Below are 17,141 nucleotides of genomic sequence, written 5' to 3'. Positions count from 1 at the left end.
GCGGAACGTGTCAGCGATCGTGGTGCGGTCAGGCGGGCCCGAGACCGGTCACGCCGCCTGTGACGGCTCGAGTCGTGACGCCGTCCGGCCAGCGCAGCTGGACGCCGCGCTCGAGGGTGAGCACGCCCACCTCGGCGGTCTCCGCGTGCGACGAATGCATCCGGGACTCCCCAGCGCGGTCGGCGGTCACCATGCCGAACCCCGGGAAGCAGCTCAGCCAGTCGCCCATCGTGACGTCCCTCACCCCGTGCCCGGCACCTCCGGGGTTCGGCACCACGGGTGTGGGCACGGACGCGACGTCGACGACCGCGCCGTAGCCGCTGGCCTCGGCCAGCATGCCGACGGTACCGACGATCCCCGCCATGCTGACGTCCTTCGCCGCTGCCGGGCGGGCTCGTGCCACGGTGCCGGCCAGGTCACGCAGCTCGTGCGAGCGGCGCCCCTCGGTGGAGTTCCATTGGGTGCCGTGCTGACCTTCGCGCCATGCCCCCGTCACATCGATCGTGAGGCTGAGTGCATCGCCGTAGCGACCGCCACCACCCGGCACGGGGTGCGCCGTGCGTCCCAGGGCCGTCACGCTCAGGGCGGCCGGCACCCCGACCTGCGTGTGGCCGCCGAGCAGTGGGACTCCCCATGCCTCGGCGCCGCGCCGCAGGCCGGTCATCACCCGGCGGACGAGCGCGGCGTCTCGGCCGCCGACCGCGTCGAGGATCCCCACGGGCGTCGCGCCCATGGCACTGAGGTCGTTGACGTTGACGAGCACGCCGCACCAGCCGGCCCATTCAGGGTCACGCTCGACCATGGACGGGAGGATCGCGTCGCATGCGGCGACCACGTCGGTCCCGGGCACGGGGGCGCCGTCGTCGCCCACCCAGCCGGGGCCGCCGAGGGCGCCGACGGGCGATGACGCCCATGCCGTGTGCGGTTCGAGCACGGTCTCGAGGAGCGTCTTGGTCGCGTCGACGAGACGCTGGTAGCGGTCGATCGGCCAGCGCATCCGCAGGTGGTCGACCCCGCCGATCACGCAGGTGCCGGTGGTCTCCCAGCCGAGGCGGCGGAAGAGCACCGAGCTGCGCACCTGCACGGTCGCATCGAAGCGGACGACGCCGAGCTGCTCGGCCAGGGCTGATGCAGCACGGACGAGGGCGGAACCGATGCCGAGCGCGCTGCGGGCGGCGGGCGCCACGACGAGCCGGGACCCCGTCCACCAGCCGATGTCCCGCTCGCCCTCGGGGGCGAGGCGCACACCGCCGACGATGACGGTGCCTGCCCGGGCGACGAGCACGATCGTGCGCGGGTCGTCGTCGAGGTCGTCCTGGTCGCTGCCGTCGAACAGGCCCTGCTCGTCGACGAACGCGACGTGGCGCAGGCGGCGGTACGCCTCCAGGTCGCGCCCGTCGGCGATCCCGATGAGGAACTCGGCGGGCGGTACCACGACCCGGGGCCCCATCAGGGCCGGCACGTCGAGCAGCGCCACGTCAGCCCCCCGCCGTCTGCAGCGCGGAGCACGCGCCGCACGCGGCGCAGCCGGCCTTCTGGTCGGTGCCCTTCATGCCCGCGGCGATCAGCGCCTCCGACACCCTGAACGTGATGTCGTGCAGGACCGAGCCGTGCGGCGCCGGGACGTGGTCGACGTCCACGGCGAGGGTCCCCCGCAGCGGACGGAACGGCACGACGAACGGGTAGACGCCCATGTCGATGAGCTCCTGCGCCCCGGCGACCAACTCGTCGGGGTCCTCGCCCAGCCCGACCAGCAGGTACGTGGAGACCTGGTTGCGGCCGAAGACGCGGACGGCCTCGCGCCAGGCGGCCCGGTACTCGTCCATCGAGACGCGCGACTTGCCCGGCATCCAGCGGCGCCGCACATCGTCGTCCATCGACTCGACGTGGATGCCGATCGAGCGCGCTCCGGCGTCGTAGAGGTCGGTGATCGTCGCGAGGTCCCCCGGGGGCTCGCACTGCACCTGGATCTCGAGCCCGGGCACGACGGCCTTGATCGCGCGCACGCACCGCGCCAGGTGCGTGGCTCCGCGGTCCCGCCCCTTCGAGGTGCCGGTGGTCATCACCATCTGCTCGACGCCGTCCAGTCGCCAGGCGGCCTCGGCCACCTCCGCGATCATCGACGGCGTCTTGACGGCCACGGTCGCGCCGGCGTTCAGCGACTCCTCGATCGAGCAGAAGCGGCATCGCTCGGCGACGTCGTAGCGGACGCAGGTCTGCACGACGGTGGTGGCGAGCACCTTCGCCCCGTGGAGGCGCGCGATCTTCTCGTACGAGACGCCGTCGGCGGTCGACAGATCGTAGAACCGGGGCCGTCCGACCGGTGTGACCTCGATGCCGGTGTCCTCGCCGTCGAGGTACAGCTTGCCGTCGTCGACGAGGTACGGGCTGTCCTGGTTCTGCGGGATCGCGGTCTGGAGGCCCTGGAACATCACGTGTCCGTCGTCGCTGGGACCGGCGCCTCCTTCTCGGTGGACGGGCGCGGCGACGCGGATGCCGCGGATGGCGACGTCGACCCGGGCGGAGAGCGCGCCTCCGTTCGAGATGCCACCGGCACGGCGAGCAGGGGCCTGCGACTCGTTGGTGATCGTCATGCGATCACCGGCTCAGACCATGTAGGTGCTGTTGATGATGGCGCCCTTGCGGGCGTAGTGGATGACGGCGTCCTGCACGTCGAGCGGGTGGGCGGGGATGACGCCGGCGATGAGGTCCTCCTCGCGCGCACCGTGCAGGGCGAGGCCGAAGCGGCACGCGAACACGGTGCCGCCCTCGGCGATGAAGGTCTCGAGGGCGTTGTTGATGTTGTTCTCGCCCGGGAACCCGTCGGCGCCGGTCGTCGGGAACCCCCGGTTGGCGATGGCGTTGATCGAGCCGGGGCCGTAGAAGTACAGCACGCTCGTGAAGCCCTTGCGGAGGGCCCTGGTCGCCTGCAGCACGGCGACGAAGCTCACCGACGACTCGTGCGCGATCCCGTGCACGAGCTGGAAGTAGTACTCGTCCTTGGTGGCGGTGTAGTCGGGGAAGATCTTCGTCGATCCGTAGATGTTGCTGCCCTTGGGCAGCGACGGGTGCGCGATCTCGTTTCGCGAGGTCTCGATGTTGTCGAGGATCTGCTGGTCGTAGTCGATGTCGCTCATGGTGCGGGCTCCTTGCGGGGTCGGATGAGGAACTGCCGGTCGATCTGCGCTCGAGTCTTCGGCCCGAGTGTTACCGGCTGATTACCAGGGGACGTTCTTTTGTTTCGGGACCGCCGATCGCACTCATCTATTGCGGCCCCGACCGTCGAAACGAGGTCTTATTCCCGCCGAAACCAATCAGAAACACGATGTGACGTTCACTGGAGGCGTGCAGGACCCTGCGCGAACGGCCCCACCGACGCACCGCAAGGAGACACCATGGCAACGACCGTCGCTGCCGTCTCGGCGAACTTCACCCGAGACCTGGACCAGAACTACGAGCTCATCGAGAGCCTCGTCCACGAGGCGCGCGAGGCGGGCGTCCAGCTGCTGGTCTTCCCCGAGGCTGCGATCGGGGGCTACCTGTCGTCGCTCGGCAACCACGGCGACACCCTCAAGACCACCACCCGGTCCCTTCCGCCCGCGATCACGCTGGACGGCCCCGAGATCGGTCGAGTGCAGCGGATCGTCGGCGACATGGTCGTCTGCATCGGCTTCTGCGAGTCGGCCGACGACGGCGAGACCCGGTACAACGCCGCCGTCTGCCTCGACGGCTCGCAGATCTACGGCTCGTACCGCAAGGTGCACCAGCCCCTCGGCGAGGCCATGTCGTACTCGGCCGGCGACGTCTACGAGGCGTTCGACACACCCGTCGGACGCCTGGGCATGCAGATCTGCTACGACAAGGCGTTCCCTGAGGCGGCCCGCTCGTTGGCGATGGACGGCGCCGAGATCATCGTCAGCATGTCGGCCTGGCCGGTCGCCCGGACCGCCACCGCCGAGAACCTGCAGGACGACCGCTGGACCTACCGCTTCAACCTCCTCGACCTGGCCCGAGCCCTCGACAACCAGGTCTTCTGGATCGCCTCGAACCAGGCCGGCACCTTCGGCTCGCTCCGCTACGTCGGAAACGCGAAGGTCGTCGACCCGGGCGGCAACGTGCTCGCCACGACGCTGCTCGACGCCGGCCTCGCCATCGCCGAGATCGACGTCGAGGGAACGTTCCGGGCGATGCGCGGCGGCATGTTCCACCTGCGCGACCGTCGACCCGACGCCTACCGCACGGGCGAGGCCACCGCCGCGACCGCTGCTGCGGGGGTGCTCGCCCGTGCCTGAGATGACGTTCCAGGTCCGCTGGCCCGACGGCACCGAGACGGCGTGCTACTCCCCGAGCCTGGTGATGCACGACTACCTCGTCGCGGGGGCCGAGTACCCCCTCGCCGAGTTCGTCGAACGGTCGACCACCGCGCTCCGGGTGGCGAGCGAGCGAGTCGCCGCGAAGTACGGCTTCGCGTGCACCTCCGCGATGCAGCAGGAGAGCGAGATCACGGCCCTCGCCGCCACGCACGACGGAGGCGCGGTGCAGGTGCTCGAGATGCAGCCGCCGTCGCCCGCCCCCGCAGCCGCACCCGCGCCTCCTTCGCTCGCCTCCTCGTCGGAGGTGGCTCCGTGACCGCACCGCGCCGGGTCGTCGACGGCACGCACGTCGAGGTCGCCGTCGTCGGCGGCGGCCAGGCGGGCCTCTCCATCAGCTGGCATCTGACCCGGCAGCGCATCGACCACGTCGTGCTCGAGCGCGACACGATCGCGCACGACTGGATCGACCGCCGCTGGGACGCCTTCACCCTCGTCACGCCGAACTGGCAGTGCGCGCTGCCGGGTTTCGCCTACGACGGCGACGACCCCGACGGCTTCATGGGCCGCGACGAAGTCCACGCCTGGATCCGCCGCTACGCCGATTCGTTCGATGCGCCCGTCGTCGAGAACGTGCTCGTCACGCGCCTGCGTGATGCTGCGACGGGTGGCTTCGAGGTCGTCACCGACCAGGGCACGATCCGCGCCGACCAGGTCGTCGTCGCGACGGGGGGCTACCACCGGCCCGTGCTGCCCGCGGTCGCGGCGGGGGTCTCATCCGACATCGTGCAGGTGCACTCCGCTGACTACCGGTCGCCCGGGGCGATGCCCGAGGGCGGCGTGCTCGTCGTCGGCTCGGGCCAGTCGGGCGCTCAGATCGCGGAGGACCTGCACCTCGCCGGCCGACGCGTGCACCTCGCGCTCGGATCGGCACCCCGGTGCGCCCGGTTCTACCGCGGTCGCGACTGCATCGCCTGGCTGAGCGACATGGGCGTCTACGACATCCCCGTCCAGGCGCAGGTCGGCGGCCTCACGAAGCGCGAGTCGACGAACCACTACATGACCGGACGCGACGGCGGCCGCGACATCGACCTGCGCGCCTTCGCGCTCGAGGGCATGCAGCTCCACGGCCGCCTCACCGCCGCCGACGGCACGGCACTGACGTTCAGCCCGACCGCCGAGGCGTCGCTCGACCACGCGGACTCCGTGATGGAGTCGATCAAGATTGACATCGACCGCTACATCGAGCGGGAGGGCCTCGATGCCCCGACGGAGGCGCGGTACACCCCCGTCTGGCGGCCCGAGACCGAGGTCACGGGCCTCGACCTGCGCGATGCCGGGATCACGAGCATCGTCTGGTCGGCGGGCTTCCGCTCCGACTACTCGTGGGTGCAGATCGGCGTGTTCGACGGGGCCGGCCACCCCACCCACCAGCGCGGCACGACCACGACGCCGGGCCTGCACTTCCTCGGGCTGCCGTGGCTGCACACATGGGGCTCGGGCCGGTTCGAGGCCGTCGCCCGCGACGCCGCGCACGTGGCGGACAGCATCGCGGCCCGGGCGGGCCGGTCGCCTCTGCCGGAGGAGGCCGTGGTGCCGGGCTAGCCTGTGGCCATGGCCGAGATCACGATGGGGGCCGTCGCCGCGCACTTCGGGCGGGACGTCGAGCGCACGCTCTCCAAGCTGCCCGGCATGATCGAGCAGGCCCGCCAACGCGGGGTCGACCTGCTCGTGCTGCCCGACGCCACGCTCGGCGGCTACCTGCTCGACATGGTCCACCCGGGGCCTGAGGCCCTGCCGCCGGCCGTCGAGATGGACGGGCCGGAGGTGCAGGCCGTCGCCGACATGGCGGGCGACATGACGATCTGCTTCGGCGTCGCCGAGCGCGAGCTCGACGGCGGCGAGGACGTCCGCTACAACAGCGCGGTCTGCGTGCAGGGCGGGCGCCTGCTCGGCACCCACCGCAAGGTGCATCTCCCCCTCGGCGAGTCGGAGGCGTACCGGGCGGGGAGCTCGTTCACGCCGTTCGACACTCCCGTCGGCCGGCTCGGCATGATGATCGACTTCGACAAGACGTTCCCGGAGTCGTCCCGCACCCTGGCCCTCGACGGCGCCGAGCTGCTCGCCTGCCTGAGCGCTTGGCCGGCCAGCGTCACCGACCGTTCGGACCGCATGCGCAACGACCGCCAGGCTCACCTGTTCGACCTCTACGACTGCGCCCGCGCGGCGGAGAACCAGCTGTACCTCGTGTCGTCGAACCAGACGGGGGTGCTCGGCGGGCTGCGGTTCCTCGGGCAGGCGAAGGTCGTCGACCCCGCCGGCGAGGTCGTCGCGAAGACCTGGGCCAAGGGCGGGCTCGCCGTCGCCACGGCCGACGTCGTCGCGAGCGTCGCCCGGGCACGCCGCACCATCGACCACCTCCAGGAGCGGGCCCCCGACGCGTACGCCGCTGACCTCCGCTGACCACCTCCCGACCCCGAGGAGCCCCGTGCGCATCGCCCAGATCACGTACTCGACGAAGCCCCGCGGCGGCGTCGTGCACACACTCGCCCTGTCGGAGGCCCTGGCGCGTCGGGGCCACGACGTGACCGTGTGGACGCTCGGCCGGGGCGGTGACGACGCGTTCTTCCGCCGCGTCGACCCGGCGGTGGAGGTGCGGGTCGTGCCGTTCGCCGCGCGGGACGACGAGTCGGTCGGCGACCGGATCCGACGGTCGATCGAGACGATGGGCACCGGGTTCGCGACCGAGCGCGCCCGGGCCGCGTACGACGTCGTGCACGCGCAGGACTGCATCTCCGCGAACGCCGTCGGCCCGTGCCTCCGGACGATCCATCACCTCGACGAGTTCACGACGCCGCAGCTCGTGCGCTGCCACGACGAGGCGATCCGTCACCCCATCGCCCGACTCTGCGTCTCGGCCGCCGTGGCAGCCGACGTCGAGCGCGGCTGGGGGGTCACGCCGACCGTGATCCCGAACGGCGTCGACTCCGCGCGATTCGCGGCGGCCGCGGCCTCCGGTCCCGCGAGCGACGCCGGCAGGGCACGCTGGCGCGAGCGACTCGGCGACTACGTGCTCGCGCTCGGCGGCATCGAGCCCCGCAAGGGCAGCATCGACCTCGTCGAGGCCTTCGCCCGGCTGCACGCCCGGCGACCGCACGTCCGCCTCGTGTTCGGCGGCGGCGAGACCCTGTTCGACTACCGGTCGTACCGCGCCGCATTCGACGAGCGGGTCGTCGCGCTCGGGCTCGACCCGGTGATCCTCGGCGTCGTCGACGACGACGATCTGCCGGCGCTCGTGGCTGCCGCCGGGGCGCTCGCCTTCGTCTCGACGAAGGAGGGCTTCGGGCTGGCCGCCATGGAGGCGCTGGCCGCGTCCGTGCCCGTCGTCGCGCGCGACCTCCCGGTGCTGCGCGAGGTCTTCGGCGAGACCGTCGCGTACGCGACCGACGACCGGTCGATCGAGGAGGCGCTGATCGCCGCCCTGGACGGCACCGGTCCCGCAGCCCGTCCCGGCCGCGACCTCGCGGCGACGCACGACTGGGACGACGTCGCCCGACTGCACGAGGACTTCTACGCCGCCGTCGGGAAGGAGGGCGATCGTGGTCAGGCAGTCGATCTCCCGCGTCGTCAGCGGTCTCGCTGAGGCCGACCCGCACCGCGTGGTCGTCCGCGACGACACGGCGACGCTGACGACCTCGGAGCTGGACCGCGCCTCCGACGCCCTGGCGCGGGCCTACCTCGACCTCGGCGTCGGCCAGGACTCGCTCGTGACGGTCGCCCTGCCGAACACGGTCGAGACGGTCGTCGCGTGCGTCGCCATCTGGAGATGCGGGGCCACGCCCCAACCCGTGTCGCTCGGGCTCGGCATCGCCGAACGGGCCGAACTCGAGGAGCTCGTCCGCCCCGCGCTCGTCGTCGGGTCGCCGTCGTCGTCGCCCGACGTCCCGTGGCTGCCCGCCGGGTGGGCTCCCCCCGCCGTGTCCGCCCACGACGGGCCCCTGCCCGACATGTGGGCCGCGAGCTGGAAGGCGCCGACGTCGTCCGGCTCGACGGGGCGACCCAAGGTCGTGATGGCGGCCGGCCCCGCCCTGATCGATCCCGACGTCGCCGTCGCGCCCTTCCTGCCCCGCGACCAAGTGCAGCTCGTCTCCGGGCCGTTGACCCACTCAGCGCCGTTCACGTACGCGTTCCGCGGCCTCCTGACCGGCCACGAACTCGTGCTGCTGCCCCGCTTCGACGAGCGGGACACGCTGCGGGCGATCGCCGAGCACCGGGTCACGTGGATGATGCTCGTCCCGACCATGATGCACCGCCTGCTGCGGCTGCCCCAGGCCGAACGGGCGGCAGCCGACCTGTCGTCGCTGCAGACCGTGCTGCACCTGGGGGCCCCGTGCCCACCGGATCTCAAGCGCCGGTTCATGGCCTGGGTCGGCGCCGAGCGGGTCGTCGAGGTCTACGCGGGCAGCGAGTCGAACGGCGTGCTGGCGATCCGCGGTGACGAGTGGCTCCAGCACCCCGGCAGTGTCGGACGGCCCGCCGGCGGCACGACGGTCGCGGTGCGATCACCGGCCGGCGTCGATCTGCCGACCGGCGAGACAGGACAGGTCTGGCTGCGGCGCGAAGGCGGCCCCACCTACCGGTACCTCGGCACCCCCTCGATGCGCACCGATGACGGTTGGGACACCATCGGAGATCTCGGACGCCTGGATGACGACGGGTACCTGCACATCGTCGACAGGGTCGACGATGTGATCCTGCGGGCCGGCGTGAACGTGCACCCGAGCGAGGTCGAGAGGATGCTGGAGACGCATCCAGCCGTCCGGAGCGCAGTGGCGTTCGGTGTCGCCGACGACGACCTGGGCCAACGCATCGAGGCCGTGGTCGACGTCGCCGGCGCGACCGTGACCACGGCGGAGATCCTGGCCTGGGTGCAGCAGCGGCTCGACCCGGCCAGATGCCCGGCGACGGTGCGCATCGTCGACGAACCCGTCCGGAACGACGCGGGCAAGACGAACCGACGGACCTGGGCTGCGCGGACTCCACCTCGAGGGGCCGACACGGCGTGAACATGCTCGCGGTGCACGCCCGACGACGGTCGGACGGAACCGACCGAGCAACCGACCAGGCGCCTGCTCTTCGGAAGCGGGTCGATCAGCGGCGTGCTCGCACCAGCCTGCTCGGGCCCCCTCAGCGCCGGTAGGCGGCCGCCGGGTGCGTCTCGGGGAGGCGCGGGCCGCCTCCCGTGAGCCGCTCGCGCAGGGTCTCCCCCGGCACGTACGCCTCGCGGACGCGCCCCCGGCGGCGGAGCTCGGGCACGATCAGCTCGACGAAGTCGCGCAGCGTGTCGAACGAGTGGTACTGGCGGAGGTTGATGCCGTCGATGCCCTCCTCGTCGAGCCAGCGCTCGATCTCGTCGACCACGACGGTCGGCGTGCCGGCCACGAAGAAGGTGCCGCCCCAGGCCTCGTCGACGGAATCGACCAGCTGGCCGACGGTGATGTCGAGGGGCAGGGAGGAGGCGCCCGGGTGGTCGAGACGACCCTCGATCTCGAGGGCCTCGCGCACCGTGCGATCGCTCGGGTGGGACAGCGCGTCGAACGGGACGCTGCGGTGCACGAGCCGCCCCTGCGCGCTGGCGGACGACCGGTACAGGGCCAGCTTCTCGGCGACCTCGGCGTCGGTGCGCCCCGTGATGACACCCGCCTGCACGATGAACCGCACGTCGTCGGCGGACCGGCCCGCCTCGACGGCCGCCTCCCGCGTGGCCGCACCCACCGCCTTGACCGCAGGGCCGCCCGTGAAGACGACCTCGGCGTTGCGGGCCGCCTGCTCGACGCCGTTCGGCGACGCCGTGGCGAGGAACAGCACCGGGGTCCGCTGGGGCGACGGCTCGCTGAGATGCGGCCCGGCCACCCGGAAGTGCGCACCCTCGTGATCGATGGCGTGCACCTTGGCGGGGTCGGTGTAGACGCCCGAACCGGGCTCGAGACCGTCGGCGCCGGGGTCGGCGACCACCGCGTCGTCCTCCCACGAGCCCTCCCACAGCTTGTAGAGCACGTCGAGGTACTCCGCCGCGCGGGCGTAGCGCTCGGCCTTCGGGATCTCGGCGTCGAGGCCGAAGTTGCGGGCGGCGTTCGGCAGATACGACGTGACGACGTTCCACCCCACCCGACCCTTCGTCAGGTGGTCGAGCGTCGACATGCGCCGCGCGAACGCGAAGGGGGGCTCGTAGCTGGTCGAGAACGTGATGCCGAAGCCGAGGTGCTCGGTCACCGCCGCCATCGCCGGGACGACGAGCATCGGATCGTTGTTCGGAGCCTGGATCCCCTCGAGCAGGGCGGGCGCGGGGCTGTCGCCGTAGACGTCGTAGGCCCCGAGCACGTCGGCGATGAAGATCGCGTCGAAGCCGCCGCTCTCGGCCAGGCGCGCGAGCTCGAGCCAGTACGCCAGGTCCTTGTACTCGCTGCGGTGGTTGTGGGGCAGGCGCCAGAGACCATGCGTGATGTGCCCGACGCAGTTCATCTCGAAGAGGTTGAGGATGAGCTGCTTCGGCGTGGAGGACTCGGTCATGCGTCGATCCTGCCCGATCCGATCGTGACGCCGCTGCGCGATGACCCCCGGTGACGCGTCGACGGCCGCGCCGCGCCTCCTCGGCCATCCCCGTGTGCGGATCTCCCGCGGCCCGCGCGGACCGCGACCCGGAGGCCGGAGGGGCGGAAGGCGCGGACGGGCCGGAGGCGCGGGTCAGGCGTCGGGGCGCGAGTGACCTCCGAGGGTGGGGACGGATCCGGTGCGCGACGGGATCGTCCGGATCGAGCCCGTGACGACCGCCACGGACGAGGTGATCGTGCGGAGGTTCGAGGTCGATAGCGACACCTGCGAGTGGCCGTCGGTCGGGAACCCCCGCCGGGCCAGCAGCACGACGACGAAGCTCCCGGCGACGACGATCGACGCGGTGAACGGCAGCGCCGCCAGACCGGTCATCTCGAACGCCCGGGCGCCGAGCGCGGCACCGGCGGCGATGCCGACGTTCGAGCCGGCGTTGATCAGGGCTCCGGCGATGTCGGGGCTGACGCCGCCGGTGCGGATCGCCGCGGCCATGAACAGGGTGCCGGTCGTGCCGTTGGCCGCCACCCAGACGCCGGCGACGACGAAGGTGCCCACGAGCGAGCCGTGCACGAACGGCAGGGCGCCGAGCGCCAGCGTCATCACCGCGACGGCGACGAGGAGGGTCTGCCGCGGGGCGCGGTCGACGAACGCCCCCGCGACGAGGAGGCCGATCACGCCGGTGGCGCCGAGCACGAGCAGGGCCGTCCCGGTCGAGCCGGCACCGAGCCCCGCGCCCACGAGGTACGGGCCGATGTAGGTGTAGACGACGTAGTGCCCGGCGAACAGCAGCAGATCCGCGACGACGACGGCGAGGAGTCCGCTGCGGGCCCACGACGCGACCGAGCCCATGTGCGGGTGGGCCTCGCCCCGGACGGCGGGCAGGAACACCAGGGCCACGACGGCGAGGAGCGCCGAGGCGATCGCCACTCCCGTCACGGCGAGGCGCCAGCCGACCTGGTCGCCCACCGTCGTGGCGACGGGCACGCCGATCACGAAGCCGAGGGAGCTGCCCGAGTAGACGAAGGCGATGGCCCGCCCGGCGAGACGGGGAGGCACGATGCGCGTCGCGTAGGCCGACGCGACCGAGAAGAACAGGGCGTGCGCGACGCCCCCGACCACGCGCCCGGCGCAGAGGAACTCGAAGCTCGGGGCCAGCGCCACCATGAGGTTCGAGACCGTGTAGCCGACGAGGGTCGCCACGAGCACGGCCTTGCGCGGCACGCGCGCCGTGGCCCGGGTCAACGGCAGCGCGAGCACCGCGACGGCGAGCGCGTAGACGGTGACGACGACGCCCATGCGCGACTCGGCGACGCCGAGATCGGCGCTCATGGTCGAGAGCAGGCCGACGGGCATCAGCTCGGTGGTGATCGCGAAGAAGGTGGACAGCCCGAGCACGGCGATGCCCACGACGGCGGACGGGGTCAGGGTGTGCGGCTGCTGGTGGGTCGTCCGGCTGGTCGTCGACGACGGACGGGTGAGGGTGTCGGTCACGGGCGTGCCTCCGGTTCGGGCGGAGAGCGCGCACGACGAGACGACTCGTCGGGAGGACGCCGCCACGAGGCGTGCCGGGGCACGGGTCGCGGGGGCGATGCGCACTCGCCGCGATCGTTGCTGACGGGTGGGAAGGGGGATTGCCACTCCACGACGAGGGCGCTTCATCCAGTGTGACATATCCCCCTCCCCCGGCCGCAAGCCCCGGAACTGGAGGCGGCGACGGAGGCGCGCCCGCCACGGTCATGCAGGGCGACGGAGGCGCGCCCGCCCCCGGTCACGCGGGAGCGACCTCGTCCCGGGCCGCCGCGAGCAGATCGGAGAGCACGTCGCCGCGCGCCCCGGCGTCCTCGGGGTGCCACTGCACGCACCAGAGCGGCGCCGCGGTGTGCTCGAGCGCCTCGACGGTGCCGTCGTCGGCCCACGCCACCGCGGTCAGCCCGCCGCCGAGCCGCCCGACGGCCTGGTGATGCGAGCTCCGCACGTCGAACGCGTCGCCCCCGAGCCGGGCCGCGAGATCGCTGGCGGGGTCGAGCCGCACGTCGTGATCGACCATGCTGTCGTCGGGCGCCCCCGCCCGCACGTGGGCGTCGCCCGGCAGATGCTGCACGAGGTCGCCGCCGAGGGCGACGTTGACCAGCTGCATTCCGCGGCAGATGCCGACCGTCGGGACCCGCGCCTCCACGGCTCGGACCACGAGGGCCATCTGCGCCCGATCGGCCGCGGGGAACGTCTGGGCGCGACCGGGGTACTCGGCCTGCCCGTCGTAGAAGACGGGGTCGACGTCGTCTCCGCCGGTCAGCAGCACGGCGTCGGCTCGCTCGAGCTCGGCGAGCAGCCCCTCGACGCCCGCCGCCTCGGCCGCGACGCGCGTCGCGTCGAAGCCCGCCTCGTCGGCCGCCCGCAGCACGCTCGCCGTCAGCGCACGGAGCTCGGCGTGGAACGCGGGGTCGTCGCGACCCTCGTCGCTCACGTCGACGACCAGGAGGAGGGGGCGGGAGGCGCGGGTCATGTCGGTCATCATGGCACCTCGACGTGATCCCGAGAAAGTACTTGCCAATCGAGAAAGTACTTTCTAGTCTGTAGTCACACGACCGAGAGGAAGAGATCATGACCGACCGCACGTCGCTCCCCACCCCCGACGAGGCCCGCCGACTGCTGTCCGACGCCGACAGCACCGGCCGGCAGGCCACCGCCGCCGCCAGCTGGCCCGCCGTCGCCGTGCTGCTCGCCTTCGGGTCGACGCTCTCGCTCGGCACCCTCGCGCTCGGGCTCACCGAGGGCCGGAACTACCTCGTGGCGATGGCGGGTCTGCTCGTCTGGATCGGGGTGATCATCGCCTTCCAGCTGGCCTTCCTGCGATCGCACAAGGTGGGCTTCGGCAAGCGCTGGGTCGGCTACATCGTCGGCCTGTTCGGCGTCTACGTCGTCTCGATGGTGGTCGTCGCGGGCTCGCAGGGCGAGAGGGTCGTCGCGACCTGCCTGCTGGCCGGCGCCCTCCTGGTCGTCTCGGTCGGGTGCGCCCTGATCGAGGCCCGCGAGGCCCGGCGATGAGCGGCGAGCACCCCCGTCTGCGACTGTCGGACACCCTGCATCAGCCCGTGCGGTTCTCGATGACCGCCGCCCTCGCCGCCGCCGAGCAGCTCGACTTCCGCGATCTGCGCGACGCCGTCCAGGTGAGCGACTCGACGCTGAGCAAGCAGATCGCGATCCTCGAGGACGCGGGCTACGTCACCGTGAAGAAGGGCTTCGTCGGCAAACGGCCCCGGACGTCGCTGGCGCTGAGCACCGAGGGCCGGGCGGCCTGGCACGAGCATCTGTCCGTGCTGCGCGAGATCGCGTCGGGAGCGACCCCGGGCGACTAGCGTCGGAGGGGTCGCTCCGGCCCTGACCGCGTCGACAGAGAGGGACTCCATGTTCGAAGCCGAGAACCTGCGTGACTGGATCGGCCTGCCCGTCGTCGACCCGAACGGCGACAAGGTCGGGACGCTCGAGAGCATCTACTTCGACACGTCGACCCAGCTGGCGACGTTCGCCACGGTGCAGGCCGGCATCGTCGGCAAGAAGCTCCTCTTCGTGCCCCTGCAGGGCGCGGTCGTCGCACCGAAGCACCTCAAGGTGCAGTTCGACAAGAAGATCGTGAAGGACGCCCCGTCCATCGACACCGACGGCGAGCTCGAGGCGTCGCGCGAGCCCGCCCTCTTCGAGCACTACGGCCTGGCCTACTCGGTCGGCTCGACCGGCGAACGGCGCCTCGGGCGCCGCTGACACCGGGAACGACCGACGGGGTCGGCGTCGTCTCAGGACGACGCCGACCCCGTCGGTCGTTCCGAGCCCGCTCAGCCGCGGACGGCCTCGGGGTCGGTCAGCCGGTAGAGCTTCGCGGTCGGGCTCGTGTAGACGACCTCCCACCGGTCGTCGTCGGCGAACGCCCGACCGAGCTCCTGGTAGTCCGCGTAGGTCTGGAACCCGTAGCGCTCGTCGTAGGCGCCGAGCACGTCCGAGACGATGACGTAGTACTCCGACGCCTCCCAGCCGACGGCGAACTGCTCGGTGAGGTCGCGCTCGTCCTGCACCGCGTCGTAGCCGGGGCCCGTCTCGGCGTACCCGTTCAGCGACTCGCGGGGCACGTACTGCAGCCGGTCGTACTTGGCCGTACGGGCGCCCGGGGTCGCGTTGCCGTTGCCCGGCACGAGCAGGGCCGCGTAGGGCGCGGCCTCGTTCTCGAAGGCGAGCGTCGCGCGGGTCGTGTCGACGCTGGCCACGCGGTTCCAGTCGAGGGCCGTGTTGCCGTAGACGTTGACGCCGACGACCAGCACGAGGGCCGCCGCGAGGGCTGAGACCCCCAGCCTCCGCGAGAGGCGACGGGGCCACGGCAGCATGGCGGCGAGGATGCACAGCCACGGGGCGGCGAACAGCGTCACCCGGAAGATCCCCTCGGCGCCGTAGTTCGTCACGATGATCAGGCTGACCGGGCTGGCCGCCGCGAGCACGAGAGCCCATTGCTGACGGGACTTCCGGTGGAGCACGAAGGCCGTCAGGGCGGCGAGGCCGACCAGCACCAGGACCACCGCCGGCAGACCGAACGCCAGCTGGTTGACCAGCGGCTTGCCGAGGGTCGCCCCGTCGTGCTCCGGCGGCGCCGCGTTGTCGAGCACGTTGCCCGCCGCGGAGGGGATGAGGAACGTGCCGAGCACCGACCGGTTGGCGAGGGCCCAGAGCACCGCCGGCACGAGCACCAGCGCCGGGGTCCACCACGGACGCACGAGCCGGAAGACGACGAACACGCCGAGCGCGGCCGTGGTCAGGTAGGGCGAGATCTGGTGCGTGACCGCCAGGGTCGACCCGAGCACGAGGATCGCCGCGAGTGACCACCAGCCGACCACGCCGGAGGCGCGGGGCCGGGTCGAGTGGGCGGGGTCGCCCTCGGCGACCAGCTCGCCGGGGTCGGCCGGCCGGCTGCTCGACGCGAAGGCCGTCTCGGCGGCGGGACGACCGGCGCTGAGAGCCAGCGCGCCGATGCAGAGCGAGAGCACGATGCCGAGCGACTGCGGCGAGAAGTAGATGGTGTTGAGGGTGAGCGTCAGGGCGAACAGCCCGCCGGCGAACCAGGCCCGGCCGTCGTGCGCGAGGAACCGACGCGCCAGCACGGTGGCCGCGAGGGCGATCACGGGGGTGATCATGACCGGCCACCAGGTGGCGATCATCATGACGTCGCGGATCCCCGCCACGTCGGCGACCCAGGCGATGCCCGAGAACAGGCCCGCCCACGACTGGAAGATGTCCGTGCCGAGGGTCACGCCGCCGTTGACGCGGATCGAGTCGATGACGCCGACGTGGCGGGCCGCGCTGACCATGGTCGGGGTGCCGTAGACGATGGCCTGCGAGAGCACGACCACCCCGCTCAGCACGAGCAGCGGCAGCGCCGGGCTGCGGTGCGTGACGAGGGCGAAGACCGCCGCGGCCACGAGCAGGGCCAGGCCCACGAACCAGCCCGGGCCCTCGAGGGTGAAGAGGCCGCCGGGCGTCGGGTCGCTGCGGACGAGCAGCGACGACCCGATGACGAGCACGAGGGCCGCCGCGGTGGCGAGGGGCACCCAGGGCAGGCGACCTCGGGAGCCGGCCCGCGCCTCCTCGGAGTCCGCCGAGAGGCCGGACGCCCCGTCGTCGGCACGCGCCGCGCGGTCGAGTCCGACGGCCATGATCTCGCGGACCGTCGCCGTGGCCAGCAGCACGATCGTGACCATGACGACCGTGGTCATGGTCCCGGTGGGCTGCCAGAGGCCCGTCCGCGCCATGGCGGTGCCGATCAGCACGGTCGACGAGAGACTCGTCACCACGGCCACCAGCACGAACCGCGATGCGCGCATCGGCGCGGCGAGCAGGGCGGGCGCGATGCCGAGCTCGAGCAGCAGGAACACCGGGACGGCGATCTCGCGGAGCGCGGTCGCCCCGGTCGCGAAGCCGAGGCCCATCACGACGAGGGTGACCCAGACGAGGCCGGCCGCGGCGAGCCGCCACGCGGGCGTCATCACCGCATAGGCGTCGCGGGTCGGGACGAGGGTCGGGTGACTGCGTCTCGCGAGGTCGGGGTCGGCGCCGTCGGGGCGCGCACTCGCGAGGGCAGAGTCAGCTCGGGTCACGAGTGATCTCCAGGGGTAGCCGCCTCTCCGCACGGACGGCGCGCTCGACCGACGGGTGTGCACGACCCTGGGTGGGGGTCGTCCCATC

16 protein-coding genes are annotated in these 17,141 nt (G+C 72.3%); 9 read left to right on the top strand and 7 right to left on the bottom strand.

What is annotated here, in order from left to right; all coding sequences use genetic code 11:
- Nucleotides 1–28: 28 nt before the first annotated feature.
- Genes ASF17_RS14970 through ASF17_RS14960 form a run of 3 tightly spaced genes read right to left on the bottom strand, consistent with a single transcriptional unit; the run spans nucleotide 29 to nucleotide 3,137 of the window.
- Nucleotides 29–1,477: an MSMEG_0567/sll0787 family protein gene (locus ASF17_RS14970; RefSeq protein WP_200913513.1), complete on the bottom strand. Its 1,449-nt coding sequence runs from the start codon at nucleotides 1,475–1,477 to the stop codon at nucleotides 29–31.
- 1 nt (nucleotide 1,478) lies between these two features.
- Nucleotides 1,479–2,594, bottom strand: a complete 1,116-nt coding sequence (locus ASF17_RS14965) for an MSMEG_0568 family radical SAM protein (protein WP_082475450.1) — start codon at nucleotides 2,592–2,594, stop codon at nucleotides 1,479–1,481.
- Between the two features lie 12 nt (nucleotides 2,595–2,606).
- Nucleotides 2,607–3,137, bottom strand: coding sequence for an MSMEG_0572/Sll0783 family nitrogen starvation response protein (locus tag ASF17_RS14960; protein WP_055802064.1), 531 nt, complete (start codon nucleotides 3,135–3,137; stop codon nucleotides 2,607–2,609).
- A gap of 258 nt (nucleotides 3,138–3,395) precedes the next feature.
- Between ASF17_RS14960 and ASF17_RS14955 the strand changes: the two genes are divergently transcribed.
- Genes ASF17_RS14955 through ASF17_RS14930 form a run of 6 tightly spaced genes read left to right on the top strand, consistent with a single transcriptional unit; the run spans nucleotide 3,396 to nucleotide 9,376 of the window.
- Entirely contained in the window at nucleotides 3,396–4,292 is an 897-nt protein-coding gene (locus tag ASF17_RS14955; RefSeq protein ID WP_055802061.1) for a carbon-nitrogen hydrolase family protein, read from the top strand.
- Nucleotide 4,293: 1 nt separating this feature from the next.
- Nucleotides 4,294–4,629, top strand: a complete 336-nt coding sequence (locus ASF17_RS14950; RefSeq protein ID WP_235476681.1) for an MSMEG_0570 family nitrogen starvation response protein — start codon at nucleotides 4,294–4,296, stop codon at nucleotides 4,627–4,629.
- Nucleotides 4,626–5,915: an MSMEG_0569 family flavin-dependent oxidoreductase gene (locus ASF17_RS14945; protein WP_055802054.1), complete on the top strand. Its 1,290-nt coding sequence runs from the start codon at nucleotides 4,626–4,628 to the stop codon at nucleotides 5,913–5,915. The genes ASF17_RS14950 and ASF17_RS14945 overlap by 4 nt, the downstream gene beginning before the upstream one ends.
- Nucleotides 5,916–5,924: 9 nt before the next feature.
- Nucleotides 5,925–6,773, top strand: coding sequence for a carbon-nitrogen hydrolase family protein (locus tag ASF17_RS14940; RefSeq protein WP_055802051.1), 849 nt, complete (start codon nucleotides 5,925–5,927; stop codon nucleotides 6,771–6,773).
- Between the two features lie 25 nt (nucleotides 6,774–6,798).
- Nucleotides 6,799–7,953 (top strand): MSMEG_0565 family glycosyltransferase, encoded by a 1,155-nt coding sequence (locus tag ASF17_RS14935; RefSeq protein WP_055802048.1) that lies wholly within the window; start codon nucleotides 6,799–6,801, stop codon nucleotides 7,951–7,953.
- Nucleotides 7,910–9,376, top strand: a complete 1,467-nt coding sequence (locus ASF17_RS14930; protein ID WP_055802045.1) for an AMP-binding protein — start codon at nucleotides 7,910–7,912, stop codon at nucleotides 9,374–9,376. Before ASF17_RS14935 ends, ASF17_RS14930 begins: the two co-directional genes overlap by 44 nt.
- A 121-nt stretch (nucleotides 9,377–9,497) precedes the next feature.
- On the opposite strand, the gene ASF17_RS14925 is transcribed toward ASF17_RS14930, so the two are convergent.
- The 3 genes from ASF17_RS14925 to ASF17_RS14915 form a co-directional block, all read right to left on the bottom strand.
- Nucleotides 9,498–10,880 (bottom strand): NtaA/DmoA family FMN-dependent monooxygenase, encoded by a 1,383-nt coding sequence (locus tag ASF17_RS14925; RefSeq protein WP_055802042.1) that lies wholly within the window; start codon nucleotides 10,878–10,880, stop codon nucleotides 9,498–9,500.
- A 174-nt stretch (nucleotides 10,881–11,054) separates the two neighbouring features.
- Nucleotides 11,055–12,410: an MFS transporter gene (locus ASF17_RS14920; protein ID WP_162236441.1), complete on the bottom strand. Its 1,356-nt coding sequence runs from the start codon at nucleotides 12,408–12,410 to the stop codon at nucleotides 11,055–11,057.
- A 277-nt stretch (nucleotides 12,411–12,687) separates the two neighbouring features.
- Nucleotides 12,688–13,431 carry a gamma-glutamyl-gamma-aminobutyrate hydrolase family protein gene (locus ASF17_RS14915; protein WP_162236440.1) on the bottom strand — a complete coding sequence of 248 codons (744 nt, stop codon included), beginning with the start codon at nucleotides 13,429–13,431 and terminating at the stop codon, nucleotides 12,688–12,690.
- 89 nt (nucleotides 13,432–13,520) lie between these two features.
- Between ASF17_RS14915 and ASF17_RS14910 the strand changes: the two genes are divergently transcribed.
- The 3 genes from ASF17_RS14910 to ASF17_RS14900 are packed head-to-tail and all read left to right on the top strand — an operon-like array spanning nucleotide 13,521 to nucleotide 14,678.
- Nucleotides 13,521–13,964, top strand: coding sequence for a hypothetical protein (locus ASF17_RS14910; protein WP_055802036.1), 444 nt, complete (start codon nucleotides 13,521–13,523; stop codon nucleotides 13,962–13,964).
- Entirely contained in the window at nucleotides 13,961–14,275 is a 315-nt protein-coding gene (locus ASF17_RS14905) for a winged helix-turn-helix domain-containing protein (RefSeq protein WP_055802031.1), read from the top strand. Before ASF17_RS14910 ends, ASF17_RS14905 begins: the two co-directional genes overlap by 4 nt.
- A 49-nt stretch (nucleotides 14,276–14,324) precedes the next feature.
- Nucleotides 14,325–14,678 carry a PRC-barrel domain-containing protein gene (locus ASF17_RS14900; protein WP_055802028.1) on the top strand — a complete coding sequence of 118 codons (354 nt, stop codon included), beginning with the start codon at nucleotides 14,325–14,327 and terminating at the stop codon, nucleotides 14,676–14,678.
- A 71-nt stretch (nucleotides 14,679–14,749) separates the two neighbouring features.
- Here ASF17_RS14900 and ASF17_RS14895 read toward each other — a convergent pair whose 3' ends face one another.
- On the bottom strand, nucleotides 14,750–17,053 hold the full coding sequence (locus tag ASF17_RS14895; protein ID WP_055802025.1) for a hypothetical protein: 2,304 nt from the start codon (nucleotides 17,051–17,053) through the stop codon (nucleotides 14,750–14,752).
- Nucleotides 17,054–17,141: the final 88 nt, after the last annotated feature.

The sequence above is a fragment of the Frigoribacterium sp. Leaf263 genome (genome assembly GCF_001422285.1).
GTDB lineage: Bacteria > Actinomycetota > Actinomycetes > Actinomycetales > Microbacteriaceae > Frigoribacterium.
Note: the sequence above shows the minus strand (reverse complement) of the source record. Positions and strands in the feature narration are given on the sequence as shown.